The organism is Mesorhizobium sp. AR10, assembly GCF_024746795.1.
In the GTDB taxonomy this organism is placed as follows: domain Bacteria; phylum Pseudomonadota; class Alphaproteobacteria; order Rhizobiales; family Rhizobiaceae; genus Mesorhizobium.
On sequence record NZ_CP080524.1, the window covers coordinates 1,224,916 to 1,249,871 of the forward strand.

At 63.0% G+C, this 24,956-nt stretch carries 26 protein-coding genes and 1 pseudogene; 22 read left to right on the forward strand and 5 right to left on the reverse strand.

The window, feature by feature from the left end:
- Positions 1-41 precede the first annotated feature (41 nt).
- From rplS to LHFGNBLO_RS09420, 10 genes are all read left to right on the forward strand, one after another.
- Complete coding sequence (rplS, locus tag LHFGNBLO_RS09375; protein WP_258606106.1) at positions 42-581, forward strand: 50S ribosomal protein L19; 540 nt, start codon at positions 42-44, stop codon at positions 579-581.
- Positions 582-760: 179 nt separating this feature from the next.
- Positions 761-1,195, forward strand: coding sequence for an organic hydroperoxide resistance protein (locus tag LHFGNBLO_RS09380; RefSeq protein ID WP_258606108.1), 435 nt, complete (start codon positions 761-763; stop codon positions 1,193-1,195).
- Positions 1,192-1,701, forward strand: coding sequence for a MarR family winged helix-turn-helix transcriptional regulator (locus tag LHFGNBLO_RS09385; protein WP_258606109.1), 510 nt, complete (start codon positions 1,192-1,194; stop codon positions 1,699-1,701). Before LHFGNBLO_RS09380 ends, LHFGNBLO_RS09385 begins: the two co-directional genes overlap by 4 nt.
- A 254-nt stretch (positions 1,702-1,955) precedes the next feature.
- Positions 1,956-2,780 carry a class I SAM-dependent methyltransferase gene (locus LHFGNBLO_RS09390; RefSeq protein WP_258606111.1) on the forward strand — a complete coding sequence of 275 codons (825 nt, stop codon included), beginning with the start codon at positions 1,956-1,958 and terminating at the stop codon, positions 2,778-2,780.
- A 187-nt stretch (positions 2,781-2,967) separates the two neighbouring features.
- Entirely contained in the window at positions 2,968-3,765 is a 798-nt protein-coding gene (locus LHFGNBLO_RS09395; protein WP_258606113.1) for a transporter substrate-binding domain-containing protein, read from the forward strand.
- Between the two features lie 263 nt (positions 3,766-4,028).
- The gene (locus LHFGNBLO_RS09400; RefSeq protein WP_258606115.1) at positions 4,029-4,844 is read left to right on the forward strand and encodes an amino acid ABC transporter permease; all 816 of its coding nucleotides are present in this window, start codon (positions 4,029-4,031) and stop codon (positions 4,842-4,844) included.
- Between the two features lie 59 nt (positions 4,845-4,903).
- Positions 4,904-5,539, forward strand: coding sequence for a class I SAM-dependent DNA methyltransferase (locus tag LHFGNBLO_RS09405; protein ID WP_258606117.1), 636 nt, complete (start codon positions 4,904-4,906; stop codon positions 5,537-5,539).
- A 295-nt stretch (positions 5,540-5,834) separates the two neighbouring features.
- Positions 5,835-7,244, forward strand: coding sequence for a 3-isopropylmalate dehydratase large subunit (leuC, locus tag LHFGNBLO_RS09410; protein WP_258606119.1), 1,410 nt, complete (start codon positions 5,835-5,837; stop codon positions 7,242-7,244).
- A 184-nt stretch (positions 7,245-7,428) separates the two neighbouring features.
- Positions 7,429-8,625 (forward strand): GGDEF domain-containing protein, encoded by a 1,197-nt coding sequence (locus LHFGNBLO_RS09415; protein WP_258606121.1) that lies wholly within the window; start codon positions 7,429-7,431, stop codon positions 8,623-8,625.
- Positions 8,626-8,701: 76 nt separating this feature from the next.
- A complete protein-coding gene (locus LHFGNBLO_RS09420; RefSeq protein ID WP_258606122.1) occupies positions 8,702-9,898 on the forward strand; it encodes a sensor domain-containing diguanylate cyclase in 1,197 nt (398 codons plus the stop codon).
- Between the two features lie 9 nt (positions 9,899-9,907).
- Here LHFGNBLO_RS09420 and LHFGNBLO_RS09425 read toward each other — a convergent pair whose 3' ends face one another.
- The gene (locus LHFGNBLO_RS09425) at positions 9,908-10,285 is read right to left on the reverse strand and encodes a hypothetical protein (protein WP_258609666.1); all 378 of its coding nucleotides are present in this window, start codon (positions 10,283-10,285) and stop codon (positions 9,908-9,910) included.
- 311 nt (positions 10,286-10,596) lie between these two features.
- Between LHFGNBLO_RS09425 and LHFGNBLO_RS09430 the strand changes: the two genes are divergently transcribed.
- The 8 genes and pseudogenes from LHFGNBLO_RS09430 to LHFGNBLO_RS09465 all read left to right on the forward strand — a co-directional run bounded on the left by LHFGNBLO_RS09430 (position 10,597) and on the right by LHFGNBLO_RS09465 (position 17,216).
- Positions 10,597-10,941, forward strand: coding sequence for a hypothetical protein (locus tag LHFGNBLO_RS09430; protein WP_319944218.1), 345 nt, complete (start codon positions 10,597-10,599; stop codon positions 10,939-10,941).
- Between the two features lie 387 nt (positions 10,942-11,328).
- On the forward strand, positions 11,329-11,733 hold the full coding sequence (gene sdhC / locus LHFGNBLO_RS09435) for a succinate dehydrogenase, cytochrome b556 subunit (RefSeq protein WP_258606125.1): 405 nt from the start codon (positions 11,329-11,331) through the stop codon (positions 11,731-11,733).
- Between the two features lie 2 nt (positions 11,734-11,735).
- A complete protein-coding gene (sdhD, locus tag LHFGNBLO_RS09440; protein ID WP_258606127.1) occupies positions 11,736-12,131 on the forward strand; it encodes a succinate dehydrogenase, hydrophobic membrane anchor protein in 396 nt (131 codons plus the stop codon).
- Between the two features lie 2 nt (positions 12,132-12,133).
- Complete coding sequence (sdhA, locus tag LHFGNBLO_RS09445) at positions 12,134-13,969, forward strand: succinate dehydrogenase flavoprotein subunit (RefSeq protein ID WP_258606129.1); 1,836 nt, start codon at positions 12,134-12,136, stop codon at positions 13,967-13,969.
- A 1-nt stretch (position 13,970) separates the two neighbouring features.
- Positions 13,971-14,408: a DUF3052 family protein gene (locus LHFGNBLO_RS09450; protein ID WP_258606130.1), complete on the forward strand. Its 438-nt coding sequence runs from the start codon at positions 13,971-13,973 to the stop codon at positions 14,406-14,408.
- Positions 14,409-15,188 carry a succinate dehydrogenase iron-sulfur subunit gene (locus tag LHFGNBLO_RS09455; protein ID WP_258606131.1) on the forward strand — a complete coding sequence of 260 codons (780 nt, stop codon included), beginning with the start codon at positions 14,409-14,411 and terminating at the stop codon, positions 15,186-15,188.
- Positions 15,189-15,320: 132 nt separating this feature from the next.
- Positions 15,321-16,305 (forward strand): annotated as a pseudogene (locus LHFGNBLO_RS09460) (IS5 family transposase); the annotation flags it as partial.
- 281 nt (positions 16,306-16,586) lie between these two features.
- A complete protein-coding gene (locus tag LHFGNBLO_RS09465; protein WP_258606147.1) occupies positions 16,587-17,216 on the forward strand; it encodes a YceH family protein in 630 nt (209 codons plus the stop codon).
- A gap of 53 nt (positions 17,217-17,269) precedes the next feature.
- Here LHFGNBLO_RS09465 and LHFGNBLO_RS09470 read toward each other — a convergent pair whose 3' ends face one another.
- Complete coding sequence (locus LHFGNBLO_RS09470; RefSeq protein WP_258606149.1) at positions 17,270-17,695, reverse strand: OsmC family protein; 426 nt, start codon at positions 17,693-17,695, stop codon at positions 17,270-17,272.
- Positions 17,696-17,917: 222 nt separating this feature from the next.
- Here LHFGNBLO_RS09470 and LHFGNBLO_RS09475 point away from each other — a divergent pair, with 222 nt between their 5' ends.
- The 3 genes from LHFGNBLO_RS09475 (at position 17,918) to LHFGNBLO_RS09485 (ending at position 19,686) form a co-directional block, all read left to right on the forward strand.
- Positions 17,918-18,139 (forward strand): hypothetical protein, encoded by a 222-nt coding sequence (locus LHFGNBLO_RS09475; protein ID WP_258606151.1) that lies wholly within the window; start codon positions 17,918-17,920, stop codon positions 18,137-18,139.
- A 2-nt stretch (positions 18,140-18,141) separates the two neighbouring features.
- The gene (locus tag LHFGNBLO_RS09480) at positions 18,142-18,498 is read left to right on the forward strand and encodes a YciI family protein (protein ID WP_258606153.1); all 357 of its coding nucleotides are present in this window, start codon (positions 18,142-18,144) and stop codon (positions 18,496-18,498) included.
- 114 nt (positions 18,499-18,612) lie between these two features.
- Positions 18,613-19,686 (forward strand): NAD-dependent epimerase/dehydratase family protein, encoded by a 1,074-nt coding sequence (locus tag LHFGNBLO_RS09485; RefSeq protein WP_258606160.1) that lies wholly within the window; start codon positions 18,613-18,615, stop codon positions 19,684-19,686.
- 32 nt (positions 19,687-19,718) lie between these two features.
- On the opposite strand, the gene LHFGNBLO_RS09490 is transcribed toward LHFGNBLO_RS09485, so the two are convergent.
- On the reverse strand, positions 19,719-21,455 hold the full coding sequence (locus LHFGNBLO_RS09490; protein WP_258606162.1) for a carbamoyltransferase: 1,737 nt from the start codon (positions 21,453-21,455) through the stop codon (positions 19,719-19,721).
- A complete protein-coding gene (locus LHFGNBLO_RS09495) occupies positions 21,452-22,654 on the reverse strand; it encodes a glycosyltransferase (protein ID WP_258606164.1) in 1,203 nt (400 codons plus the stop codon). Before LHFGNBLO_RS09495 ends, LHFGNBLO_RS09490 begins: the two co-directional genes overlap by 4 nt.
- A 248-nt stretch (positions 22,655-22,902) precedes the next feature.
- On the opposite strand from LHFGNBLO_RS09495, the gene LHFGNBLO_RS09500 reads away from it, so the two are divergent.
- Positions 22,903-23,430 carry a hypothetical protein gene (locus LHFGNBLO_RS09500; RefSeq protein ID WP_258606166.1) on the forward strand — a complete coding sequence of 176 codons (528 nt, stop codon included), beginning with the start codon at positions 22,903-22,905 and terminating at the stop codon, positions 23,428-23,430.
- A 162-nt stretch (positions 23,431-23,592) separates the two neighbouring features.
- Here the strand turns inward: LHFGNBLO_RS09500 and LHFGNBLO_RS09505 are convergent, their stop codons facing one another.
- A complete protein-coding gene (locus LHFGNBLO_RS09505) occupies positions 23,593-24,852 on the reverse strand; it encodes a ubiquinone biosynthesis hydroxylase (protein ID WP_258609668.1) in 1,260 nt (419 codons plus the stop codon).
- Positions 24,853-24,956: the final 104 nt, after the last annotated feature.

The window sequence follows — 24,956 nt, forward strand, 5'->3', positions numbered from 1 at the left end:
GGACGCTCTGACTGTCGGAAGAACAAGAAGTGGATTTTCAGATGGATATTCTCCGTCAGCTCGAGGCCGAACAGGCCGCCAAGATCGAAGCCAAGCGTAAGCTTCCCGAATTCCAGCCCGGCGACACCGTGCGCGTTCAGGTCCGCGTGACCGAAGGCACGCGTACCCGCGTCCAGGCTTATGAGGGCGTCGTCATCGCCCGCGCCGGCGCCGGCTTCCAGGAGAGCTTCACCGTTCGCAAGATTTCCTATGGCGAAGGCGTGGAGCGCGTGTTCCCGGTCTACTCGCCGATGGTCGAGGGCGTCGAGATCGTGCGCCGCGGCAAGGTGCGTCGCGCCAAGCTGTATTACCTGCGCGATCGTCGCGGCAAGTCGGCCCGTATTTCGGAAAACACCGGCGTGCGCGCCCGCAAGCTGAACGATGAGGAGCGCGATGCGCTGAACGCCGAGAAGGCCCGCATCGAAGCCGAGAAGGTAGCCGCCGCGCAAGCGCTGGCCGTCGAGAAGGCAGCGCAGGACGCCGCCGAGAAAAAGGCCGCCGACGAGGCCGCCAAGGCCGCGGAAGCGACCGCCGCCGAATAAGATTTTCAGGCGCATGGTTCAAAAAGGCGGCTTCGGCCGCCTTTTTTCGTTTCAGTTTCCGCCGACGCGACCATGCGCGATCGAAGCCGGAAATCTTCGCGCAAAATCTCCCCGAGCCTTGTTGACTCCAATTATCTTGTACACTAAATAATCGCGTACAAGTCAAATGGAGATATCAAATGCCCGCACTTTACGCCACCCAAGCCCGTGCCGTCGGTGGCCGCGCCGGCCACGTCCGGACCAGCGATGGTCTACTCAGTGTCGATCTTGCACCACCGAAGGAACTTGGCGGCAAGGGTGGCGCCACCAATCCTGAGCAGCTGTTTGCCGCCGGCTATGCCGCCTGCTTCGAAAGCGCCATGCGCTTCATCGCCGGCAAGCAGAAATTGCCGCTGCAGGATGCGGCGGTGACAGCTAATGTCAGCCTGCATGCCAATGGCCAAGGCGGCTTCCGGCTCGGCGTTTCGCTGGAGGCGGAGACGAAAGGTCTTGATCAAGTGACCGCGGAAGCGCTTGTATCGGCGGCGCATCAGGTTTGCCCCTATTCCAACGCCCTCAAAGGCAATGTCGAGGTGGCGCTTTCGGCAGTGGCGCTTCCGGCAAAGGCAGCATGACGACCACGACCACAAAGAATGCCAGCGAGGTCCCGGCGGTATCAGCCGGGACGATCAGAGTTCAGCGGCTGGATCAGCAGCTTTGCTTCGCGCTCTATTCGGCGAGCGGGCTGATGACGAAACTCTACCGGCCGCTGCTCGAACCGCTCGGCCTGACCTATCCGCAATACCTGGCGATGCTGGCGCTGTGGGAGCGTGCGCCAAGCACTGTCGGCGAGCTTGGCGAGGCGCTCGGGCTCGATTCAGCGACGCTGACACCGCTGCTCAAGCGGCTGGAGACCAGTGGTCTGGTCACGCGCCGGCGCGATGCCGCCGACGAACGCCGCGTGCTGGTCGAACCGACGGCGCAAGGCCAGGCACTGCGCGAGCAAGCCAAGGCCGTGCCCGTCGCGCTGTCCTGTCAGTTGCCGCTCGAGGCCGAAGAGGCGAAGCGCCTGCGCCGCGCGCTCACCAGCCTCGTTGCGGATTTGCGCAAGGCCAGCGCCGCTGTTCCGGATCCCGACTGATCAATCGGCGATCCGGGCACGGATCGTTCGGAAATCTCTCCATGTGAAGGCACCGGAATCCCCCGTTCAAGCGGTGCCGCTATCTTGCGGATCGTGCCGGATCTCGGCGGCGAGAACCTCGCGGTGGTGACTGAGAACGCCCGGCGCAACAGAGTAAACAATCTCTTACTAATATATCTTGCATTGGACATAACATCGCTTAGCAATGGTGGCTTCGGCTTCGGCTGCCCCCTGTTGTTTTTAGGAGTGATGTGATGGATTCTTTCGCCAAGGCCAATCGCTCCAATTGGGACAATCGCGCCGAATTGCATACCACCGACGAGGCCCGTCGCTACTATCCGATCGATCGGGTTCTGGCCGGTGGCTCAAGCCTGACCGCGCTGGAGAGGCGGGAAATCGGCAACCGCATCGTCGGCAAGGACATCGCCCATCTGCAATGCCATATCGGGCTCGACACGATCAGCCTGAAGCATCTCGGGGCAAAAAGCGTCACCGGACTGGACTTCTCGCCCAAGGCGCTTGCTGCGGCGCGCCGGTTTGCCGCGCAGGCCGGCGCCGAAGTGAGCTTCGTGGAAGCTTCGGTCTATGATGCGGTGGCGGAGCTCGACGACTACTACGACATCGTCTACGTCACCTGGGGCACGACCATCTGGCTGGACGATATCTTCAGCTGGGCCAAGGTGGTCGCCAATCTGCTGCGGCCGGGCGGGCAGCTGTATTTCCTCGATGGGCATCCGACGATGTTCCAGTGCGGCCGCAAGACCGATCAGCCCGGTCTGTTGCTGGATTGGCGAACGCCGCCACAGGCACCGCTGGAATGGCACGACACGCATACCTACACTGGCGACGAGCGGCCACTGACCCATCGCCTGAATTATGAGTGGATCCATCCCTTGGGCGACGTCGTCAACGCCCTCATCGCTTCCGACATGAGGATCGACTTCCTCAACGAGCATGCCATTTTGGGCTGGAAGGAATTCCCCTATATGGTCGAGGCCGGCGAGGGGCTCTACGCGCTGCCGGACGGCATGACCAAGATTCCGCTTTCTGTGTCGATCGGCGCAACGAAGCAGCGCTGAGCCCCGTATCGGCGTGGCGTTGCGGCACAGATCGTTCGGGAATCTCCCAGTTGAAAGCATTGGAATCCGCTTTTGCGCGAAGCGCCACATCGGACCGGCTTGCAAGGCGTTTGCGGACGGCTAAAGTCGGCGCCGGATTTCCTGCAAGCCCAAGCGTGTCCGGGCTTTTCATTCCTGGGAGTGTGTCATGACCAAATCGAAACTGCTGCTGGCCGGCCTGCTGGCCTGTCTTCTCGCGCCCGTCGCCGCATTGGCGCAGACGCTGCCCGACCTCGGCGGCAAGAAGGTGGTGGTGGTGACGGAAAACGCCTATCCGCCGCTGCAGTTCATCGATGCCAAGACCGGCAAGCAGATCGGCTGGGAATATGACGCGATGGACGAGATCGCCAAGCGGCTGAATTTCAAGGTCGAGTACCAGAACACCTCCTGGGACGCGATGATCCAGGCGGTGTCCGACAACCAGTACAATATCGGCATGACCGGCATCACCATCAAGGACGACCGCAAGGAGAAGGTCGATTTCTCCGATCCCTATATGCGCTCGGAACAGTTCATGCTGGTGCGCGGCGACGAAAGCCGCTTCACCGACGCAAAGACCTTCGGCGCCTTCAAGGACGGGCTGATCGGCGCGCAGGCCGGCACCACGCCTTTCTACACCGCCGTCTACAGCGTGCTCGACGGCAATGAGCAGAACCCGCGCATAAAACTGTTCGAGACCTTCGGGGCCACGGTGCAGGCACTGAAGTCGGGCGACGTCGATGTCGTGCTGACCGACGGCACCGCCGGCAAAGGTTATGTCGACGCCTCCGAAGGCAAGCTGAAGCTCATCGGCGGGGCGCTCGGCACCGAGGACTTTGGCTTCATCTTCCCCAAAGGTTCCGATCTGGTGAAACCGGTCAACGCCGCGATCGCGGCGCTCAAGGCCGACGGCACGATCGAGGCGCTGAACAAGAAGTGGTTTCTTGATTACAAGATGGGGCAGTAGTTCGTCTTGGCGCGAGTGTGTTTTGATGCGCAGGAATTCGCGCCGACTCTGTGCTTGAACACCCCCCTCTGTCCTGCCGGACATCTCCCCCTCAAGGGGGGAGATTGGCTGTACATTCTGCCTTCGCCAATCTCCAACGTTGGAGGAAAAGCGCGGCCAGCGAGGCTGCCAATCTCCCCCCTTGAGGGGGAGATGTCCGGCAGGACAGAGGGGGGTGGGACGGAACGCTGTCTTCGTGACCATTCTGTCGCCGGCATCGCCTGATGCAAGCGCCCTCAACCTCCACCCCCAGATCCGACTTCCCCTGGTGGCTCGCGGTGACCGCGGCGCTCGCGGTGGCAGCCGCCATCTTCATCGCCGCGAGCGATCTCTATGCCCAGGTTTTCGCCACCGTCGCCAAGGGCATCGGCATCACCGTCTTCGTCACCGTGGTCGCCTTCGCACTGGCCTCGGCCATAGGGCTCGGCATTGCGCTGATGGGGCTGTCGAGATCGCGCTGGCTCAAGCAGATTGCCCGCTTCTATGTCGAGATCATCCGTGGCGTGCCGATCCTGGTGTTGCTGTTCTGGATTGCCTTTGCCGGCGCGCCGGCCTTCGTCGCGGCGTGGAACGCGCTGACCGCGCCGTTGCAAAACGCCGGCTTGTTCGGCGAACTTCTGGTGCGCGACGTGTCGCTGCTGTGGCGCGCCATCATGGCGCTGACCATCGGTTATTCGGCCTTCATCTCGGAAGTGTTTCGCGCCGGCATCCAGGCGGTCGAGAAGGGCCAGATCGAGGCGGCAAAGGCGCTGGGGCTGACGCGCACGCAGCGCTTCCGGCTGATCGTGTTCCCGCAGGCGATCCGCACCATCCTGCCGCCGCTCGGCAATGATTTCGTCGCCATGGTCAAGGATTCCTCGCTGGTCTCGGTGCTCGGCGTCGCCGACATCACCCAGATGGGCAAGATCTACGCCGCCGGCTCTTTCCGCTTCTTCGAGACCTATTCGATCGTCGCCTATATCTATCTCATCCTCACTGTCGGCCTGTCGCTGGCCTTGCGGGCGCTGGAGAAGCGGCTGCGAAACCAGCATCAGGAATAGAAGTCAGGCCAAGACGGCGCTACGATCATGATAGTGCGGCCAGTTCCGGGGAGAGTCCCATGATCGTCGACAAGGCCAATGCGGCGCTGGATTCGGTTTACACGGCCGATACGCCGGAAGCGCTGGCCGACGCCTACGCCGCGTGGGCCGCGACCTATGACAGCGAAACCGCCTCGCTCGGCTATCTCCTGCCGTTCCTGATCACCGCCTGGGTGGCGCGCCATGTACCAACAGGCGAAGGACCGCTGCTCGACGCGGGTTGCGGCACCGGCCTGTCGGGACCGTCGCTCAGGGCGCTGGGCTATCACGACATTGCCGGGCTCGACCTGTCGGAAGACATGCTGAAGATCGCCGGCAGCCGCCAAGCCTATGGCGATCTGAAAAAGGCGATGCTTGGCGGTCCGCTGCCCTGGCCGGACGGCCACTTCCGCGCCTTCTTCTCGACCGGTGTGTTCACCATCAGCCATGCGCCGGCCTCCGGCCTGCAGGAATTGGTGCGCATCACCAGAAAAGGTGGCCACGCCATCTTCACCGTTCGTGACCAGGTGTTTGAAAGCGGCGGATTCCAGGCCGTATTCGGTGAACTGGAGCAGGCGAAAAAATGGCGACCGGTGGAGGAAAGTCCCTGGTTCCGCTGCTATGCGATCGCCGAACCGGATGCATTGGTGAAGACCTTCGTGTTCGAGGTGATCTGAGCAGCCGGCGCCTTCCCTTCTCCCACAAGGTGGAGAAGGCAGAGTCGCGCCTGAGCCATTGGACGAGTCAATTGCCGAAAAGCCAAAAGATTGGTATGAGCCACGCCATGGAAGAGCTTTTTGGCGATCCGGCCTACAAGGGTTTCGTGCTGCAGGACAGAAAACGCCTGCCGTCGCGATTCTCCGCGCGCGTTTGCGGCGCGCTGACCAGCCGACTTAGCTAGACCGCTTTCGCCGGGCCGAAAGGTCTCCGGCCTCACCTCTTCCCCTTTTTCATATCGACGGATTTACGCACATGAGCGCACCGCGCACCCTCTACGACAAGATATTCGACGAGCACGTCGTCGACCGCCAGGACGACGGCACCTGCCTGCTCTACATCGACCGTCATCTGGTGCATGAAGTCACCAGCCCGCAGGCTTTCGAAGGCCTGCGCATGACTGGCCGCAAGGTCCGGCATCCGGAAAAGACGCTGGCCGTGGTCGACCACAATGTCTCGACCTCGCCCGAGCGCAAGTTCGGCATCAAGAACGAGGAAAGCCGCATCCAGGTCGAGGCGCTGGCGAAGAACGCCAAGGATTTCGGCGTTGAATATTATTCCGAGACCGATATCCGCCAGGGCATCGTCCACATCATCGGCCCGGAGCAGGGTTTTACGCTGCCCGGCATGACCATCGTCTGCGGCGATAGCCACACCTCGACGCACGGTGCTTTCGGCGCGCTGGCGCATGGCATCGGCACGTCGGAAGTCGAGCATGTGCTGGCAACGCAGACGCTGATCCAGCGCAAGGCCAAGAACATGCTGGTGCGCGTCGACGGACAATTGCCGGAAGGTGTCACCGCCAAGGACATCATCCTCGCCATCATCGGCGAGATCGGCACCGCCGGCGGCACCGGCTACGTCATCGAATATGCCGGCGAGGCGATCCGTGCGCTGTCCATGGAAGGCCGCATGACCATCTGCAACATGTCGATCGAGGGCGGTGCACGCGCCGGCCTGATCGCAGCCGACGAGACGACCTTCGCCTACGTCAAGGACAAGCCGCGCGCGCCCAAGGGCGCGTCGTGGGATGCCGCACTTGCCTATTGGCAGACGCTGCAGTCCGACGAGGGTGCACATTTCGACAAGGTGATCGTGCTCGACGCGGCGAAGCTGCCGCCGATCGTCTCCTGGGGCTCGTCGCCCGAGGACGTCGTCTCGGTGCAGGGCATCGTGCCGAACCCGGACGATATCACCGACGAGAACAAGCGCACCTCCAAGCAACGCGCGCTCGACTATATGGGCCTGACGCCGGGCACCAAGATCACCGATATCACGCTCGACCGCGTCTTCATTGGCTCCTGCACCAATGGCCGCATCGAAGACCTGCGCGCCGTCGCCAAGGTGGTCGAAGGCAAGACAGTCAGCCCGCACGTCGATGCGATGATCGTGCCGGGCTCCGGGCTGGTCAAGGAACAGGCGGAAGCCGAAGGCCTCGACAAGATCTTTGTCGCCGCCGGCTTCGACTGGCGCGAGCCGGGCTGCTCGATGTGCCTTGCCATGAACGACGACCGGCTGAAGCCGCATGAGCGCTGCGCCTCGACCTCGAACCGCAATTTCGAGGGCCGTCAGGGTTTCAAGGGCCGCACCCATCTGGTGTCGCCGGCCATGGCGGCGGCGGCGGCGATCGCCGGCCACTTCGTCGACATTCGCGAGTGGAAATAATCCGGCGCGAGTGGAAATAATCCGGACTGTAGTAGTCCATGTCCGCGCCCATGCCAGAACCCCGGACCGCACAGCGGTTCGGGGTTTTTCTTTGACGGCTGGCCTCTATTCGATTTCGCTTAACTGCTTGTTTGGGCTTCCGGTTTAAGACCTTCCCTCACGGAAACGAGAGAAGTCACCATCCTTGGACACCGGCCTGTTCATAGCGCTGCTCAATCCGACGATCGCGCTGGCGCTCGGCGCGGCGTTCCTCGTGCTGTGGTTCTATCAGCGCCATCGCCCCTATCTGGCGGTGCTGGCCGCAAGCTATTCCGCTTCCGCCGCCGGCTTCCTGCTGCAGTATTTCACGCTGCCCATCGGCATGGCGCCGACCAAGCTCCTGTCCAACATATGCTTCACCTTTGCCGCCTGCTGTCTAGTCGGCGCGGTCGTGGCGCGCTACGGTCGGCGTGTGCCCTATGTCGGCATCGGCGTCCTGGCAGGTGGCGGACTGGCCGCGTTCTGCTGGTTCCTGTTCGTCCAGCCGGATCTGACATGGCGGATTCTTTCCATAAATTTCGGCTTCGGTGGCCTCAGCCTGCTTGTCGCCGCCGAACTGCGCGCGGTGCGCAACAACGGTCCGACCGAAAAAATCCTGTTCGTGCTGTCGCTGCTGTCCGGGTTGAATTTCATCGGGCGGACGCTGGCCGTGGTCATCGCGCATGGCGCGTTCACCAGCTATGACGGGTTTTATGCCTCGTCCTACTGGACGACGGCGCTGCTGTCGCATGCGCTGCTGTCGCTGCTCATCGCGCTTAGCCTGTTCTCGGCAGCCGCGCTCGACGTGATGAAAGCACTGAAGACCGAGACCTATACCGACCCCCTGTCGGGTCTTCTCAACCGCCGCGGCTTCGAGGAGCGTGGCATCCTGCTCTTGCAGCATTGCGCCACGGCCAGGTTCCCGGTGGCGCTGGTGCTGGCTGACCTCGACCATTTCAAGGCGCTCAACGATGTGCACGGACATGCGGCGGGCGACCGGGTGATCGCCGACTTTGCCGCCAAGCTTCGCGCGGGTGCAGGTGCGCGCGGTGTTGCCGGACGCATCGGCGGCGAGGAGTTCGCCGTGCTTTTGCCGCTGAGCGACCTTGCCGCGGCACGGCTGTTCGCCGAGGCCATTCGCACGCTCTATTCGGCAGGCGGCGTCGACGGGCTGCCGCCGGGCACGAAGGTGACCGCGAGTTTCGGTGTGGCTGCCCGCACCGGCGACGAGGGATTGGAGCCGCTGATGCGCCGCGCCGACGAGGCGCTCTACAAGGCCAAGAAGAATGGCCGCGACAGCGTGCGCCTCTCCTACGAGCGACCGGAGACGGTGTTCGTACCCGAAGCTGGCAGTGTCGGCTGAACTGCGAAGAGCCCCCGTTAACGTCTTTTTCGCCCGTCGGTGATTTGCTGTCCCGCGCGGAGTGCGAAAAAGCGTCATGGGCAGCGCCAACTTCATCCTTGTGATCAATCTGTTTGTTGCGGGGCTGCTGGCGGCGGCCTTCATGACGATCGCGATCTATGATGTGGGACGCGTGTCGGCTCGCTGGCTGGCGTTCGGCTATGCCCTGGGCATGGTCTATTTCGCCATCGAATTCAGCATCCCGGTTTTCGACAATGCCCGGCCAGTCGTTGTCGCCGCCTTTGCCGTCTTCCTTGGCGCAACCATCGCCTTCAATGGCGGGTTGGCCCGCAAATACGGCGTGGCGCCGATCTGGCCGCCAATGCTCTTCTTCCTGGCCGTCGCCACCGTCGCGGTCTATTACGTGCAGGATCTGCCGCGCCAGTCGCTTGCCCGCATGATGGCCTACCAGCTTCCCTATGCCGCCATGCAGTTTGCGGGGCTTGGCATCGTCTGGTCGTCCAGGCAAAGGCGTGACCGGCTCGACCATATTCTGATGGCCGTGCTGGCGGCCAGCGCCGTGCAGTTCGCGTCAAAGCCGTTCATTGCACATGCTTTGGGCGGCTGGGGCGCCGATCCGCAGTCCTATGTGCAGACCAGCTACGCGCTGGTGTCGCAGTCGATCGGCACGGTGTTGGGCCTGGCGCTGGCGCTCCTGATGCTGGCCATCCTGGTTCGCGACGTACTCGCCGAGGCGACATCGAAGTCGGAGACGGACATGCTTTCACGGCTGCTCAATCGCGGCGGCTTCGAGCGCCATGCGGAAGTCGCGCTGCGCGATGCCGTGCGCCGGGGTGTTCCGGTCGCACTGGTCATTGCCGATCTCGACCATTTCAAGGGCATCAACGACAGTTACGGTCATGCCGCCGGCGACCGTGTCATCGAGACCTTTGCCGGTTTCCTGCGCGAAGCCGCCGCCGACCATCATGTTGCCGGCCGTCTTGGCGGCGAGGAATTCGCCATCATCCTGCCGGGCACCAACCTCGCCGCCGCGCGGCTGTTCGCCGAGGGCACGCGCAGCGCTTTCGGCGCCCTGCCGATCGACAGCCTGCCGGCGAACCACCGCTGCACTGCCAGCTTTGGAGTTGCCGAGCTTCATTCGGGCGAAGGGTTTTCCGACCTGATGCGGCGCGCCGACGACGCGCTCTACCAGGCGAAAGGCAGTGGGCGCGATTGCGTGCGCGTCTCGGCCGGCCCGGGCCTTCGTCCGGCGATAGCGGCAAACGCCGGATAAGCCTGGAGACTACCGGCAGGGGCTGAGGTTGGGCATCTCGCCGTCGGCGAGGCCGTACATATAACTGCGGCCTTTGACGAAAACCGGCGGCTGGTAGCAGCCTCGGTTGATCACATTGCCCGATTGGTTTTCATAGATCACGTCTGGTTCATAGATGACGTCTGGCTGGCCGGCGCTGGTGTAGTCGGACATTTCCTTGGCCAGCTTGCCCTCGCCGACGATGATACGCTTGTAGCCGGCGGCGCTGTCGATGACGAGATTGCCGAAGGCATCGGCATAGACGCGGTCGTGGTGGCGCGACCCGGCCAGCGCCGGTGCGGCAAGACCGACAGCCAATGCCGCCAATATGAGCGCCGGCAAGCGCAATGTGCCTGAATTCGAACCCATGGCGTCCTCCGTTTCCCTGGCCATGATGTTTTCTACCTTCAGGGATCATGGCCTTCGAGTCGGAAATTAACCTTTTCTTAACCTTTGTTAAGAGGGGAGCCGGCCTGGACGGCAATCTCTTAATAAACATGGTTAATTTCCGACTGGATGGAAAACCCGGTGGCCATCATTCGGCCATGCTTGCCCGCACCATCGCGGCCTGACGCCGAACTGGCCCGAGCCTGACGTCGGGTGAGCTTGATCTTGGCGAAGCATCGCGGCTAGTTTGCCGCGCAGGAGGACAGCCTATGGCGTTGCGCCGGACGTTTCGGATGACGCTTGTGCTTGTTCCCCTGCTGGTTGCCGCAGCCTGTGTGCCGCAGCCGCCGAAAGCCGGCAACAGCGTCGCCGGCGCGCTTGCCCCCACCGCCGCCGATGTGAGCGCGCCACAGCCGCGCATCGCGACCTACAATTGCGCCGACGGCGGCAAGATGACCATCGAGAATCTCGGCACGTCGGTGCATGTGCTCAGCCCTGATGGCACCAGCGAGGATCTGCCGGCTTCGCCCGCCAATCAATCAAGCCGCTTCGGCGAAGCGCATGACGCAATCGTGATCGACGGACGCGATGCGCTGGTGATGAAGGGCGGGGCTACACCGCTGACCTGCACTCGCTGATTAGGTGCGTCGATATTCAGGTGAGGCCGGCCTGCGAACAGCGGGTTCCTGCGCTTCCGGTACTTGCGTACCCAAATGTACGCTCCGTTCCGGTTCTCGGAACCCACTATTCTCGACTTGGCCTGACCTGAATCTCAACACACCCTGGCGCCCGGACCTGGCGATATACCGCAATGCAGCGAACATTGCGCCGGCTTCGAGCCGGTGCCCTAATCGATTGAAGCAAAAGGCGGCCCTTTTGTCAGACTAAATTACGTTTTCGAAACGGTTTTCTGGCTTTGACGCGGTGCAAAAAGAGCATTAGAAACCGCCTGTCCGAAGTCGCATCCGGAAGCGGCAATGCCGCATTTCCACCTGGGGCTCCTGAGACGCCGAACTGGGGGAGCCATGAGCAAATCACCAGCCACCCGCGCAAGACCGCTTTCGCCGCATCTGACCGTCTATCGGCCGCCGATCACCATGACGATGTCGATCATCCATCGCATCACCGGTGGGGCACTCTATTTCGGCACGCTGCTGGTCGCCGTGTGGCTGATGGCGGCGGCGAGCTCGCAGGGCGCCTTCGACTGGGTCAACTGGGCATTCGGCTCGTGGCTGGGGCGGCTGGCGCTGTTCGGCTACACCTGGGCGCTGATGCACCACATGCTGGGCGGGGTACGCCATCTGGTCTGGGACACCGGCGCAGGTCTCGAAAAGCATACGGCCTCCAGGATCGCTTGGGCGACGCTGGCCGGTTCGATAGCCCTGACACTGTTGATCTGGATCGTCGGCTACATGGCGCGGGGGGCTTGATCGTGAGCGGCAACAACACCGACCTGCGCACGCCGCTGGCCAAGGTCCGCGGCCTCGGTTCCGCCCGCGAGGGCACGCAGCATTTCTGGCGCCAGCGCCTGACGGCGATCGCCAACATCCCGCTGACGCTGTTCTTCGTCGGCTTCCTGGTCGCGCTCAACGGCGCCGGCTACGAGGAGGTGCGCGCCGCCCTTGCCAATCCGTTCGTGGCGCTGATCCTGGCGCTGGTGCTGCTGTCCGGGCTCTATCATATGCGGCTCGGCATGCAGGTCATCATCGAGGACTATGTGCATGGCGAGGGCATGAAGCTGGCGCTGATTGCGCTCAATACATTCTTTCCCGTAGTGGTCGGCGTCGCCTCGATCTTCGCCCTGCTCAAACTGGCATTCGGAGGCTGAATTTGGCCAAAGACGCGAAAACCGCCAACACGGCTGGCTACACCTTCGTTGACCACAAGTTCGATGTGGTCGTCGTCGGCGCCGGCGGCGCCGGGTTGCGCGCCACGCTGGGCATGGCCGAGCAGGGCTTGCGCACGGCCTGCATCACCAAGGTCTTCCCGACGCGCTCGCATACGGTGGCGGCGCAAGGCGGCATTGCCGCCTCGCTGTCCAACATGGGCCCCGATTCCTGGCAGTGGCACATGTACGACACCGTCAAGGGATCGGACTGGCTGGGCGATGTCGACGCCATGGAATATCTGGTGCGCGAAGCGCCGGCCGCCGTCTACGAGCTCGAGCATTACGGCGTGCCGTTCTCGCGCACCGAAGAGGGCAAGATCTACCAGCGGCCGTTCGGCGGCCACATGATGAATTATGGCGACGGCCCGCCGGTGCAGCGCACCTGCGCCGCCGCCGACCGCACCGGCCACGCCATCCTGCACACGCTCTACGGCCAGTCGCTGAAGAACAACGCGCAGTTCTTCATCGAGTATTTCGCACTCGACCTGATCATGGAGCCGGACGGCACCTGCACCGGCGTCGTCGCCTGGAATCTCGATGACGGCACCATCCACCGCTTCTCGGCAAAGATGGTGGTGCTGGCGACCGGCGGCTACGGCCGCGCCTATTTCTCGGCCACTTCGGCGCACACCTGCACCGGTGATGGCGGCGGCATGGCCGCACGCGCCGGCTTTCCGCTGCAGGACATGGAGTTCGTGCAGTTCCATCCGACCGGTATCTACGGCGCCGGCTGCCTGATCACCGAAGGCGCGCGCGGCGAGGGCGGCTACCTCGTCAACTCAGAGGGCGAGCGCTTCATGGAGCGCTATGCGCCGTCGGCCAAGGACCTTGCCTCGCGTGACGTCGTCTCGCGCTGCATGACGCTGGAAATCCGCGAGGGTCGCGGCGTCGGCAAGAACAAGGACCACATCTTCCTGCATCTAGACCATCTCGACCCGGCCGTGTTGCATGAGCGGCTGCCCGGCATTTCGGAATCGGCGAAGATCTTTGCCGGTGTCGACCTGACCAAGGAGCCGATTCCGGTGCTGCCGACGGTCCACTACAATATGGGCGGCGTGCCGACCAATTACTGGGGCGAGGTGCTCAATCCCACCGCAGAGGACCCCGACCGCGTGTCGCCCGGGCTGATGGCGGTCGGCGAGGCCGGCTGCGCCTCCGTGCACGGCGCCAACCGGCTGGGTTCGAACTCGCTGATCGATCTGGTGGTGTTCGGCCGCGCTGCGGCGATAAGGGCCGGGCAGGTCATCGACCGCACATCGGCGATTCCCTCGCCCAACGAAGCCTCGGTCGAGAAGATCATGGATCGCTTCGACCGGCTGCGTCATGCCAATGGCTCGACGCCGACGGCGGTGCTGCGCGAGAAGATGCAGAAGGCGATGCAGGACGACGCTGCGGTGTTCCGCACACAGGAATCGCTGGAAAACGGCTGCAAGCGCATTTCGGAAATCTGGACGGAGCTTAGGGATATCAAGGTGTTCGATCGCTCGATGATCTGGAACTCGGATCTGGTCGAGACGCTCGAGCTGGAAAACCTGATGGCCAACGCCATCACCACGGTCTACGGCGCCGGGGCGCGCAAGGAGAGCCGCGGCGCGCATGCGCGGGAAGACTTTTCGGCGCGCGACGACACGGTCTGGCGCAAGCACACGCTGGCGCGGCTGAGCGAAGACGGCAAGGTGACGCTTAGCTACCGGCCGGTGCACACCGAACCGCTGCTGGCGGAAAAAGACGGTGGCATCAACCTGGCCAAGATCGCGCCCAAGGCCAGGGTGTACTGAGATGGCGCTGGCGGCTGCGGGATATTCCGGTACGCCCCTTCCGGCCAAGCTAGGCCTGAAGGACGGTATGACTGCCGCCTTCATCGCCTTGCCGGCGGAACTGGACGATCTCGCCGGGGCCGCCAATTTCGCCCAGGTCGACCGGCTGGCCGACTGGTCGAAGATTTCGGGCGCTCGTGAAAAATATGATGCCGTGCACGCCTTCACCCGGCAACGCGCCGAGATCGAGGATCGCCTTGCCGGTGTCGAAGCGGCGATCAAACGCGATGGCATGGTCTGGGTGTCTTGGCCCAAGAAGGCATCGAAGGTGCCGACCGACGTCACCGAAGACGTCATCCGCAACGAGGCGCTGAAGCTCGACCTCGTCGACGTCAAGGTCGCCGCCGTGAATGAGATCTGGTCCGGGCTGAAGCTCGTCATCCGAAAGGACCGCAGGTAAATGGTCGAACTGACGCTCCCAAAGAACTCGCAGATCAAGGCCGGCAAAACCTGGCCGAAGCCGGAAGGCGCGACCAACCTGCGCGAATACCGGATCTATCGCTGGTCGCCGGACGATGACGAGAACCCGAGCATCGACACCTATTTCGTCGACATGGACGATTGCGGGCCGATGGTGCTCGACGCGCTGCTCTACATCAAGAACAAGATCGACCCGACGCTGACGCTGCGCCGCTCCTGCCGCGAGGGCATTTGCGGATCCTGCGCCATGAACATCGACGGCTCGAACACGCTGGCCTGCACCAAGGGCTGCGACGACATTTCCGGCGCCGTCAAGGTCTACCCGCTGCCGCATATGCAAGTGGTCAAGGACCTGGTGCCCGACCTCACCAATTTCTACGCCCAGCACGCCTCGATCGAGCCATGGCTGAAGACGGTATCGCCACAGCCGGCCAAGGAATGGCTGCAGAGCCATGAGGACCGCGAGAAGCTCGACGGGCTGTACGAGTGCATCCTGTGCGCCTGCTGCTCGACCTCGTGCCCGAGCTACTGGTGGAACGGCGATCGCTACCTCGGCCCGGCCACGCTCCTGCAGGCCTATCGCTGGCTGATCGATTCCCGGGACGAAGCCAAGGGCGAGCGGCTCGACAATCTCGAAGATCCGTTCCGACTCTATCGCTGCCACACCATCATGAACTGCGCCCAGACTTGTCCGAAGGGATTGAACCCGGCCAAGGCGATCGCCGAGATCAAGAAGATGATGGTGGAGAGAAGGGTCTGAACAGAGGTGATTGCCGACGAGATTGTCGTCCGCAGCGATCCTTCCCACCCCCTTCCGGACATCTCCCCCGCAAGGGGCCTGTTGCAAAATTGGCTGGTTGTGATTCCCTGTTTTTGACAGGAGGATCGTTCGATGACGACGAAGCCGAGCGGGCAGTTCAGTTTTGTGGAGGCTCTGCTTCCGCAGGGTCTTGGTCGGAGCGGGCGGCTGGACCGGCTGTCGTCGCTTGTGAAGTGGTATCGCTTCGAGAAGATCCTGGCGCGGCTGCGCTCGCCCGGCGGCCCGGGCCGTCCTGCCTACAGTTCGCTGGTGATGTTCAAGGCACTGCTTCTGCAGTCCTTGTACGGGCTGTCGGACAGCGAGTTGGAGGAGGCGCTCGCCGATCGGCTGTCGTTTCGGCGCTTCGTCGGCCTGACGCTCGAGGAGACGGTGCCCGACCACACCACGCTCAACCGCTTTCGCAATCTTCTCGTCGAGGCCGGGCTTCTGGAGAAGCTGTTCGGCGAACTGGACCATCAGCTGGACAAGGCGGGGCTGATCCTGCGGCGCGGCACGATGCTCGACGCCACCGTTATCGAGACGGCAGCGGCACGGCCGCCCAGTGGAGCGGCGCAAGAGGCTGGCGATCCCGATGCCGGCTTCACGCGCCGGCAGGGCAAGCCTGGCTCCTCCTATGGCTACAAGGCGCATGTCGGCGTCGACCAGGGGTCCGGCCTGATCCGCCGGGTGAGGACGACGGCGGCCAACGTCAACGACACGGTGGAAGCAGACCATCTCATCTGTGGCGACGAAGGCGCGGTGTTGGCGGATGCGGCCTATCATACCAAGGCGCGCGAGTTGTCGCTGAAGGAGCGTGGGATCAAGCCGCGGCTGATGCGGCGGGCCAACAAGCATCATCCGCAATTGCCGGCGCGCCTGCAGCGCTTCAACCGGCTGATCGCGCGGCAGCGTTTCGCTGTCGAGACCACCTTTGCCACATGGAAGAACCGCATGCGGCTTCGCGCCATCCGCTATCGCGGCTTGGCCAAGGCGGCTGGGCAGGTTCTCATCGCCGTCATGGCCTTCAACATGCGCCGCTGGGTGACGCTGGCGACCTGATCCAGGGCCGCACTGCGCCCGAAATCCGCCCAACACGCCAAACCCTAACCCATCCGGCGACAGGCCCGCGCCGAAGGGCACTCCGAATTGGCCCTTACTTCTCCTCTTGCCCTCCCACCCTAGTAACGCAACAGGCCCGCAAGGGGAGAGATTGGCCGTCATCCCGGCTTTCGCTAATCTCTGACGTTACGAAAATGGATCGACAGCGCTGAAGCTACTGATCTCCCCCCTTGCGGGGGAGATGCCCGGCAGGGCAGAGGGGATGCTGTCCCTCCGGCCTCAGAAAGGATAGCCAACCCAATGAGCGAAGACCTTCCCATCCTTTCCCCCGCCGAAGCCCGCGTGCTCGGCTGCCTGATCGAGAAGAAGGAGCTGACGCCCGATGTCTATCCGCTGACGCTCAATGCCGCGCATGCCGCCGCCAACCAGAAAACGGCGCGCGAGCCGGTGATGGCGCTGGAGCAGGTCGAGGTGCACCGGGGGCTGAAGCTGCTCGAACAGAAGGGGCTGGTGCGGCAGATGTTCGGGTCGCGTGTCGAGCGCTACGAGCACCAGATGGCGCAGCGCTTCTCGCTGACCACGCCGCAGAGCGCCCTAGTCGGCTTGCTGTTGTTGCGCGGGGCGCAGACGGCACATGAACTGCTGGCTCGGGGCGAGCGGATGGCGCGGTTTTCGTCGATCGAAGAGCTGCGCGCTGAACTCGACATGCTGATCGGCCGCCGGCCGCCGCTCGTCCAGGAAATCCCGCGCGGGCCAGGCCAGCGCGAGGACCGCTACGTGCATCTCCTCAGTGGCCCGGTGGATGTTGCAGCGCTTTCGGTGCAACGGAGTGCGTCGGCGATGCCCGCTTCCGACCTGGAAGCGAGATTGGAGGCGCTGGAGCAGGAAGTCGCCGCATTACGCGCCCGCCTAGACGTGCTGGGCGCGTAGGGATCGGCGCGCCGCCGTGCGCGCCGGGTGTATTCACACGGGATGCGGCGTTCTCAACCAAGCTTGGCGTCGAGCGATACGTTGATGGCGCCGAGCGCCTTCGACACCGGGCAGCCGGCCTTGGCCTTTTCGGCCAATTCCTGGAACTTGGCGTCATCGATACCCGGCACCTTGCCGACCACGGTAAGGGCACTGCCGGTGATCCCGGTTCCGGGAACCAGCGTCACCACCGCCTTGGCGTCGACCTGGTCGGCTGGCGTGCCATTCTCGGCCAGGAAATGCGAGAACTGCATGGCGAAGCAACCGGCATGGGCAGCGGCGATCAACTCTTCCGGATTGGTGCCGGATTTGCCGGTCTCATCTTCGAAGCGCGCCTTGAATGAATAGGGCGTGCCCTTCAGTGTTCCGCTCTGGCTGTCGAGCGTGCCCTTGCCCTCTTTCAAATTGCCTTTCCAGACTGCGTTTGCGGTGCGGTCCATGGAGTCCTCCTTGATTGTCGCTGTTGCGCCGGCCGGGCGGCGGCGTTCCTGCCGACTATAGCGCGAGCGCGCCGGAAGGCCACCGCGCTGTTTGCGCAGTCACGTAATGTTGGCGGCGAGAGGCGAAATTCCTTTGAAAAATGTGCGTGCAAAAATGTCGGCTTCCATCCGGCCCGACCGTCCTGCGGGCGGCCACGGCATTCGTGGCGGATGGAGGTTCACATGGACAACCTGTTTTTTGCACTCTGGAAGAGGCCGGGTCGCAGGGCTGTGCGGCCCGAAGACTTCTGGCTGCATCCGCCGCCTTCCGGCCTCGGCCGGCTGCTTGCGGCGGTCGCCATCATCGGGATTGCGGCATGCCTTCTCGACCATGCGGCGACCGTCAAGGGCGCGGCTGACTCCGTCGTTGCCGCATCCTATGGTTCGTCACAACAAGGGAGATAGAGATGCAATATGTTTGCCTGGTCTACGGCGAGGAAAAAGACCTCTATGCACTGACACCGGAGGGATCGGCCAAGCTCGACGCCGATTCGCTGGCCTATGACAGGTCGCTGGAAAAACGCGGCCTCCTGATCATCGCCCAGGCGCTGCAATCGGTGAAGACGTCGAAAACCGTGCGGCGGCGCAAGGGCAAGCGGCTGGTCACCGACGGTCCCTTCGCCGAGACCAAGGAGCAATTGCTCGGCTTCGTCATGATCGAGGCGAAGGATCTCGACGAAGCACTGGAGATCGCCGACGGGATTCCGCTGGCCGAAATCGGCACCATCGAGGTCCGGGCGGTCTACGACGTGCCGGGGTCATGATGCGCCGAAATCCTGTTTACGGCGGTATGCTGGTCTGACAGTCGGGTCGGCTGCCGTCGCTTGCAGCGGCCACCAAATAGTCTGAGGGAAGACCGTTAGTCTTGGAGGTGGAAGATGAGCGTTGCGCTGGTGACCGGTTCTGGCGGGCTGGTCGGCTCCGAGTCGGTCGAGTATCTCCTGGAGAAGGGCCTGGATGTCGTCGGCATCGACAATGACATGCGGTCCTATTTCTTCGGAGAGGAGGCATCGACGAAATGGCGCGTCGCCGAACTGGAAAAGAGGCACAAGCGCTACCGGCACCAGTCGATCGACATCCGCGATTTCGAGGCGCTGGAGAAACTGTTCAGCGAAATCGGCCAGGACCTGGTCGTCGTCATTCATGCAGCGGCGCAGCCTTCGCATGACTGGGCGGTCAAGGAGCCCTTCACCGATTTCGGGGTGAATGCGGTCGGTACGCTCAACATGCTGGAGGCGACACGCCGCCATGCCGCACAGGCTGCCTTCATCTTCATGTCAACGAACAAGGTCTATGGCGACACGCCGAATTTCCTGCCGCTGGTTGAGCGGGAGACGCGCTGGGAAATCGACGAAAGTCACCAGTACTTCGCCCGTGGCATCGATGAGAGCATGAGCATCGACCAATGCACGCACAGCCTGTTCGGCGCATCGAAGGTGTCGGCCGATGTGCTGGTGCAGGAATATGGTCGCTATTTCCAGATGAACACGGCCTGCTTTCGTGGAGGATGTCTGACCGGCGGCGGCCATTCCGGCTCGCAGCTTCACGGGTTCCTCGCCTATTTGATGAAATGCACCGTCACAGGCGCGCCCTACACCGTGTTCGGCTACAAGGGCAAACAGGTCCGCGACAACCTCCACGCTCATGATCTTGTCAACGCGCTGTGGCAGTTTGCGTCCGACCCGAAGCCGGCTCGGGTCTACAACATCGGCGGAGGCCGTTTCGCCAATTGCTCGATGATGGAAGCGATCGAGATTTGCCAACGGATTTCCGCCAACAGGCTGAACTATGTCAGTTCCGACCACAATCGTGTTGGTGACCATATCTGGTGGATCAGCGATATTTCGGCCTTCCAGGCCGATTATCCCAACTACAGGCTTCAATACGACATCGAGGCCACGCTTCAGGATATCCATGATGCCGGCAAACCGCGCTGGATCCGGGGCGGGTGATTGATCGCCGCCATCCGGTTGTGCGTGGTGGGTCAGTTCACTGGCCGACGCTTCCGGAAGACCGTATCACCCAGAACCAACAGGTTGATGTCCGAGGTGAAGAACACGCCGAGAGCGTCTTCCGTGTCATGGATGATGGGGCGTCCCATGACGTTGAAGCTGGTGTTCAGCAGAATTGGCAGGCCGGTCTTGCGGTAGAATGCCGAGATCAGCCCGTGGAAGAGCGGATTGGCCGCCTCAGTCACGCTCTGCAGGCGTCCGGTGTCATCCACGTGGCGCACTCCGGCCGGCGCTCGCCCCGGCAGCCATTTCAAAGTTCGCTCCATGTAGGGGGATTCGGCGTAATCCTGGAAATAGTCTGGTCCAAATTCGTGCAGAATGCTTGGAGCAAAGGGGCGAAATTCCTCGCGGAACTTGACGGCTGCGTTCAGCCGGTCGCGTATGTCAGGCGAGCGCGGATCGGCCAAAATCGAGCGGTTGCCAAGCGCGCGCGGTCCAAACTCGGCACGCCCCTGCATGAAACCGACGATCGACCCGCTCGCAAGCTCGCCGGCGACGAACTCGGACAGCTGATCAGAATTCTCGGCGCTCAAGCACGGTTCGACGCCGTATTTGCGAAGCCGTTCCAGCGACTCTTCCGTCCGCACGGAGCCCAGATAAGGCGTGGAGAACCTGGGCACACGCTGGTCAGGGTGCGCCGCCTGCCAAGCCAAAAGGGCAGCCCCCACAGAGTTCCCGTCGTCGCCGGGCGCCATAGGCACGTGCAACTTGGTATAGGGGGTCGATACCAGGATTTTCCCGTTCGCGCTTGAATTCAGCGCGCAGCCACCGGTGAAGATCAAGTTTTGCCCTCCCCAGCGCCCGTGCGCCATGGTCAGGAATTCGAACAGAACGTCCTCGAAGACTTTCTGGGCGGTAAACGCCAGGTCCGCATTCGCAAGATGACCGGCCTGGCGACGCGGCAGCAGGTGGCCGACTACGGCCGCATAGTCTCGCGAGAGTGACAAATGTCCGCCATTCACTTTCACCGCCGACCGCATGCGGCGGTAAAGTTCGGCGTCGAGCTTACCGTAGGCGGCAAGTCCCATCAGCTTCCATTCCTCGCCGGCCAGTGGATCGAATCCAGCGGCAAAGCAGACCTGGCTGTAGAAAATGCCGAGGCTTGCGAGATTCGCGAAGCCGGGCGTATCCAGGCGCTTGAGCTTTCCGTCGCGAAACGAAAAGACGGATGTGCTCGAACCCTCGCCCATGCCGTCCATCACCACGCAGAGCGCTTCGTCGAAAGGGCTCGAAAAAGCGGCGGTCGCGGCGTGGCAGAGGTGATGGTTCCAGCCCTTCTTTTTCAGCCGACTGCGAAACCCGTTCCGTTCCGTGAGACGCAGTTCGAGGTTCAGCAGCAGGTCGGCCACGGACGTGGGCGCACGGTAAAGCCCGTGATGAAAAATCCATCCCCGCGCGAGCTTCGCCTCGAGATCGGACCCGCCCATGCGCTCGAGGGCCGCGAGGCCCCAGCGGCTCAGATGCGCGAGATATTTGACCGAGCGCAGCGCGGTGTTCGACCACGTCAGGTTGGCGGAGACCTGTTCCGCATGCACATATTTGTCGAGGATGGGCTCGATCAGGCCAAGGGCGTCGGGCGGCGCGTGCCAGCCGCGCTTGTACTTCAGGGTGCGCTCGTTGGCCTGCGCGAACAGCACTTCGCCGTCGTCGTCGACCACCGCAATCGCGGGATCGTGCTGAGAACAGGAAAAGCCCAGATATATCGTCAACGCCCCGTCCCCAAGGCTTCCATGATCACGTTCACGCCCGCCGGCGCGCCTCCGGCCTTCGCCAGCAGATCGTGTATCCTGGCCCAGGGATAGTCACGGCTCTTGACCGTCTCGAGAGCGCGGGCGATCGCCCGCGCATCCAACTCGCGGCCACGCGGCAGGCGAATCCCGAAACCCTGTTCTTCGAGCTGGCTGGCCAACACTTTCTGGTCGGCAATGGTCGGAATGAACAGAGCGGGCTTGGAATAGCGGACCGTTTCCCATGTCGTCGCCATCCCGGCGTGATGGATGACGACGTCGGCACCGATAATCAGCGCCTCCATGTCACTGACACTGTCCAACACGGTTGCCTTCTGTCCGCGATGCGCGGCCTCGAGCGCTTTCGTGACGGTCTCCAGATGCTGCCGGTCCACCTTTCCGCCGCACTGGGCGACGACCGAATATCCGGCAAGGAAGGCGCCCCGAATGGCTGCTTCGAAACGCCTGGTATCGTTGTTTGAAAGCGTGCCGAATGTGATCAGGGCGTAGCCCCGCGAGGCGGGTGGCTCGAAGCGACGACCCTCATTGATCGTCGGTCCGATATAGTGGCGCGGGACGTCGCCCAAGGGGTCGCCCACTTGCAGTTCCCTAAGGCAGAACACCAGTTCACACAGCGGCGGCGCCAATCTGCGCCAGGAGCGCTCCACGCCATACACTTCCTGCAACGAGGCGGCGAACCTGAACCTGACCATTTCGCGCAGAAGGGCAGGCGTGCCGTAGAGAACGTCTTTCGCCAGCTTTGCGTAGCCATCTTCGCGGCGCATCCGGCGCTGTGTCGCCGGGTTGAAGACGAGGGTCGGGACCGTGTGGATTCTTGGAATACCAAGCGCGGTGCCGATCCGGCTTGCCCAGAACGCCATGAAGTCCTGCAGGATCAGCCGTGGTGACAGGGCCGCGACCTCAGGCAACAGCTTTGCATGGATTGTCTGCGAGGCACGAATAAGGTCAGCGCCCATCTGCAGCAAATTGAAGTCGGGAGCGTCGATATCGTAGTCGACGTCAGGATAGGGCAAGAACTGCGCCCCGGTGGACCGTATCGTGTTTTCAAATGTCTTGTGGCCGAAGCAGACGACCTTTTGCCCTTTGCCGACAAGTCCGCCCAACAGGGGCAGCATCGGCTTGGTGTGCCCCATGGCAGGCGTCGTGAAGGCAACGATCATGCTGCAAGATATCCTCTCCGTCCGTAACGCCTGACCTGGTTTCCAGCCGCTCGTCCCGAAGATCATAGGGCTGTGTTGAAGTGTGTTGCAAATTTTCCGGCGACAGGGTTGTGGCATGCGGGCGGCCCCCCACTTTCAGCAGAACAGACGCCAAGTTTGAATCGGATTTTCTTGATAGGACGCAACTCTTGCGTGTTGAAGCAAGCCGCGAGTTCCCTTATCGTCGCCCCGAATTCGGGGACCTCGGCATGCCTTTCCTTGTTGCTATCCTTGGCGTCCTGGGAGCGGCGGCGTTCTGGTGGTATCGGATGAAGGCCATGAACGAAGCGGCGCGCGATGTTGCCGACGTCGTCGGGCGTGTGCAAGGCAACATCCGTCGCAAGAAACTGCGCAAACAGGCGGCGCTATCGCCGCTGACGGCGATCGACGATCCGGTGGTGGCCGCTGCGACGCTGATCACCGCCATGGTGTCCGAGGACGGTCCGGTCCTGCCGAAGCGCGAAGCCGTCATCCGGTCGGTGATCTCGGAGATTGCCGACAAGAAGAAGACCGACGAGGCGGTGATCTATGGCAAATGGGCGGCGGCACAGATCGACGACGCCACCATCGTCATCGACAAGTTGGCGCCGTTCCTGCGCGACCGTCTGGATGTCGCCGAGCGAAACGATTTGCTGCAGATGGTGAACCGCGCGGCCCAAGGCGGCGAGAAAAGCCTCGATATAGCCGACCAGCGCATGCTGCGGCTGCGGCAGAAGCTCGGCTTCGAAGTCAACTAGGGTGTGTTGATATTCAGGTGATGCCGGCCTGCGAACGGAGACTTCCTGCGCTTCCGGTACTCACGTACCCAAAAGTACGCTCCGTTCCGGTTCTCGGAACTCACCATTCTCGGCTCGGCCTGACTTGAATCTCAACACGCCCTGGCATGTCAGTGAGGCGGGTTAGATCGCCTCGCCTTTCAACAGTTTTGGCGTGTCGCCCGAAAGCCCCGACGCCTGGCGAATGAAAAACTCCTTCAGCCTAGGCATGCGCTCGACCAGACCGAGGCCGATGTCGCGGACAGCGCGCAGCGGGCCGATGTCGTTGGAAAACAGCCGGTTCAGGACATCGGTGGTAATGCCCATCTGCACCGTGTCGAAGCGCCGCCACTGCTGGTAGCGCTCAAGCACGTCGAGCGCGCCGATATCCTGGCCAAGGCGGTCGGCCTCGACCACCACTTCGGCAAGGGCGGCGACATCCTTGAAGCCGAGATTGAGGCCCTGGCCGGCGATCGGGTGGATGCCGTGGGCGGCGTCGCCGGCAAGCGCAATGCGCGGCGCGACGAAGGCACGGGCGATGGTCAGGCCGAGCGGCCAGGCGCGCGGCTTGTCGGTGACGCGGATCTCGCCAAGCTTCAGACCAAAGCGCAGTTCGAGCTCGTGCTCGAAGACGAGGTCGTCGCCGGCGACCAGTTTCTCGGCATCCTCCGAGCGCTCGACCCAGACGAGCGACGAGCGATTGGTTCCGTCCTCGGCCGGCTTTAACGGCAGTGTGGCGAAGGGGCCGGCGGGGAGAAAATGCTCTTCGGCGCGGCCGTTGTGCGGACGCTCATGCGCCACGGTGCAGACGATGCCGGACTGACCATATTCCCATTTCACCGTCTTGATGCCGGCCATGTCGCGCAGTTTCGAGTTGACGCCGTCGGCGGCGACCAACAGCCGCGCCTTCAGCGTCGCGCCGTCGGCCAGATGCACGGTGATGCCGGCGCCGTTGCTGTCGAAGGCGCTGACGGCGACGCCTTCGATGATATCGATCCCGAGCTTCTGCGCGCGCCGCCGCAAGGCGCCATTCAAATCCTTGTTGGCGACCATATGCGCAAACGGCTCGCCGGGCGCGACCTCGCCGTCAAAGGTGAGGAACACCGGCCGCACCGGATCGGAGGTGCGCGAATCGGTGACGATCATCTCGGTGATTGCTTGCGATTGCGGGGCGATCTCGTTCCAGACGCCGAGCTGGTCGAGCATGCGGCAGGCGGCAGCGGCGATGGCCGAAGCGCGGCCATCCCTTTGCCAGGCACCAGCGGGCGCGGCGTCGACAACAGCGACGGCCAGACTTGGCCGTGCCTGTTTCAGCGATACGGCGGCGGCGAGGCCGACATAGCCGGCGCCGGCGACCAGGACGTCGAGCGAAACCCGTGTTTTTGCATCCGCCTTGCGTTCCATCATGCCAGCTCCTTCGGTGACCGGACGCCCGGGAGACTTGTCCCCATGGATTGCGGCCTTGACTGCCCGCCATTCCTGTCGGAAACCGCCATAACATTTCCGCG

Excerpts from the sequence above, each read along its gene's own strand:
- rplS (WP_258606106.1), top strand. The coding sequence starts at position 42 with ATGGATATTCTCCGTCAGCTCGAGGCCGAACAGGCCGCCAAGATCGAA.
- LHFGNBLO_RS09380 (WP_258606108.1), top strand. The coding sequence starts at position 761 with ATGCCCGCACTTTACGCCACCCAAGCCCGTGCCGTCGGTGGCCGCGCC.
- LHFGNBLO_RS09385 (WP_258606109.1), top strand. The coding sequence starts at position 1,192 with ATGACGACCACGACCACAAAGAATGCCAGCGAGGTCCCGGCGGTATCA.
- LHFGNBLO_RS09390 (WP_258606111.1), top strand. The coding sequence starts at position 1,956 with ATGGATTCTTTCGCCAAGGCCAATCGCTCCAATTGGGACAATCGCGCC.
- LHFGNBLO_RS09395 (WP_258606113.1), top strand. The coding sequence starts at position 2,968 with ATGACCAAATCGAAACTGCTGCTGGCCGGCCTGCTGGCCTGTCTTCTC.
- LHFGNBLO_RS09400 (WP_258606115.1), top strand. The coding sequence starts at position 4,029 with ATGCAAGCGCCCTCAACCTCCACCCCCAGATCCGACTTCCCCTGGTGG.
- LHFGNBLO_RS09405 (WP_258606117.1), top strand. The coding sequence starts at position 4,904 with ATGATCGTCGACAAGGCCAATGCGGCGCTGGATTCGGTTTACACGGCC.
- leuC (WP_258606119.1), top strand. The coding sequence starts at position 5,835 with ATGAGCGCACCGCGCACCCTCTACGACAAGATATTCGACGAGCACGTC.
- LHFGNBLO_RS09420 (WP_258606122.1), top strand. The coding sequence starts at position 8,702 with ATGGGCAGCGCCAACTTCATCCTTGTGATCAATCTGTTTGTTGCGGGG.
- LHFGNBLO_RS09425 (WP_258609666.1), bottom strand. The coding sequence starts at position 10,285 with ATGGGTTCGAATTCAGGCACATTGCGCTTGCCGGCGCTCATATTGGCG.
- LHFGNBLO_RS09430 (WP_319944218.1), top strand. The coding sequence starts at position 10,597 with ATGACGCTTGTGCTTGTTCCCCTGCTGGTTGCCGCAGCCTGTGTGCCG.
- sdhC (WP_258606125.1), top strand. The coding sequence starts at position 11,329 with ATGAGCAAATCACCAGCCACCCGCGCAAGACCGCTTTCGCCGCATCTG.
- LHFGNBLO_RS09450 (WP_258606130.1), top strand. The coding sequence starts at position 13,971 with ATGGCGCTGGCGGCTGCGGGATATTCCGGTACGCCCCTTCCGGCCAAG.
- LHFGNBLO_RS09455 (WP_258606131.1), top strand. The coding sequence starts at position 14,409 with ATGGTCGAACTGACGCTCCCAAAGAACTCGCAGATCAAGGCCGGCAAA.
- LHFGNBLO_RS09465 (WP_258606147.1), top strand. The coding sequence starts at position 16,587 with ATGAGCGAAGACCTTCCCATCCTTTCCCCCGCCGAAGCCCGCGTGCTC.
- LHFGNBLO_RS09470 (WP_258606149.1), bottom strand. The coding sequence starts at position 17,695 with ATGGACCGCACCGCAAACGCAGTCTGGAAAGGCAATTTGAAAGAGGGC.
- LHFGNBLO_RS09475 (WP_258606151.1), top strand. The coding sequence starts at position 17,918 with ATGGACAACCTGTTTTTTGCACTCTGGAAGAGGCCGGGTCGCAGGGCT.
- LHFGNBLO_RS09480 (WP_258606153.1), top strand. The coding sequence starts at position 18,142 with ATGCAATATGTTTGCCTGGTCTACGGCGAGGAAAAAGACCTCTATGCA.
- LHFGNBLO_RS09485 (WP_258606160.1), top strand. The coding sequence starts at position 18,613 with ATGAGCGTTGCGCTGGTGACCGGTTCTGGCGGGCTGGTCGGCTCCGAG.
- LHFGNBLO_RS09495 (WP_258606164.1), bottom strand. The coding sequence starts at position 22,654 with ATGATCGTTGCCTTCACGACGCCTGCCATGGGGCACACCAAGCCGATG.
- LHFGNBLO_RS09500 (WP_258606166.1), top strand. The coding sequence starts at position 22,903 with ATGCCTTTCCTTGTTGCTATCCTTGGCGTCCTGGGAGCGGCGGCGTTC.
- LHFGNBLO_RS09505 (WP_258609668.1), bottom strand. The coding sequence starts at position 24,852 with ATGGAACGCAAGGCGGATGCAAAAACACGGGTTTCGCTCGACGTCCTG.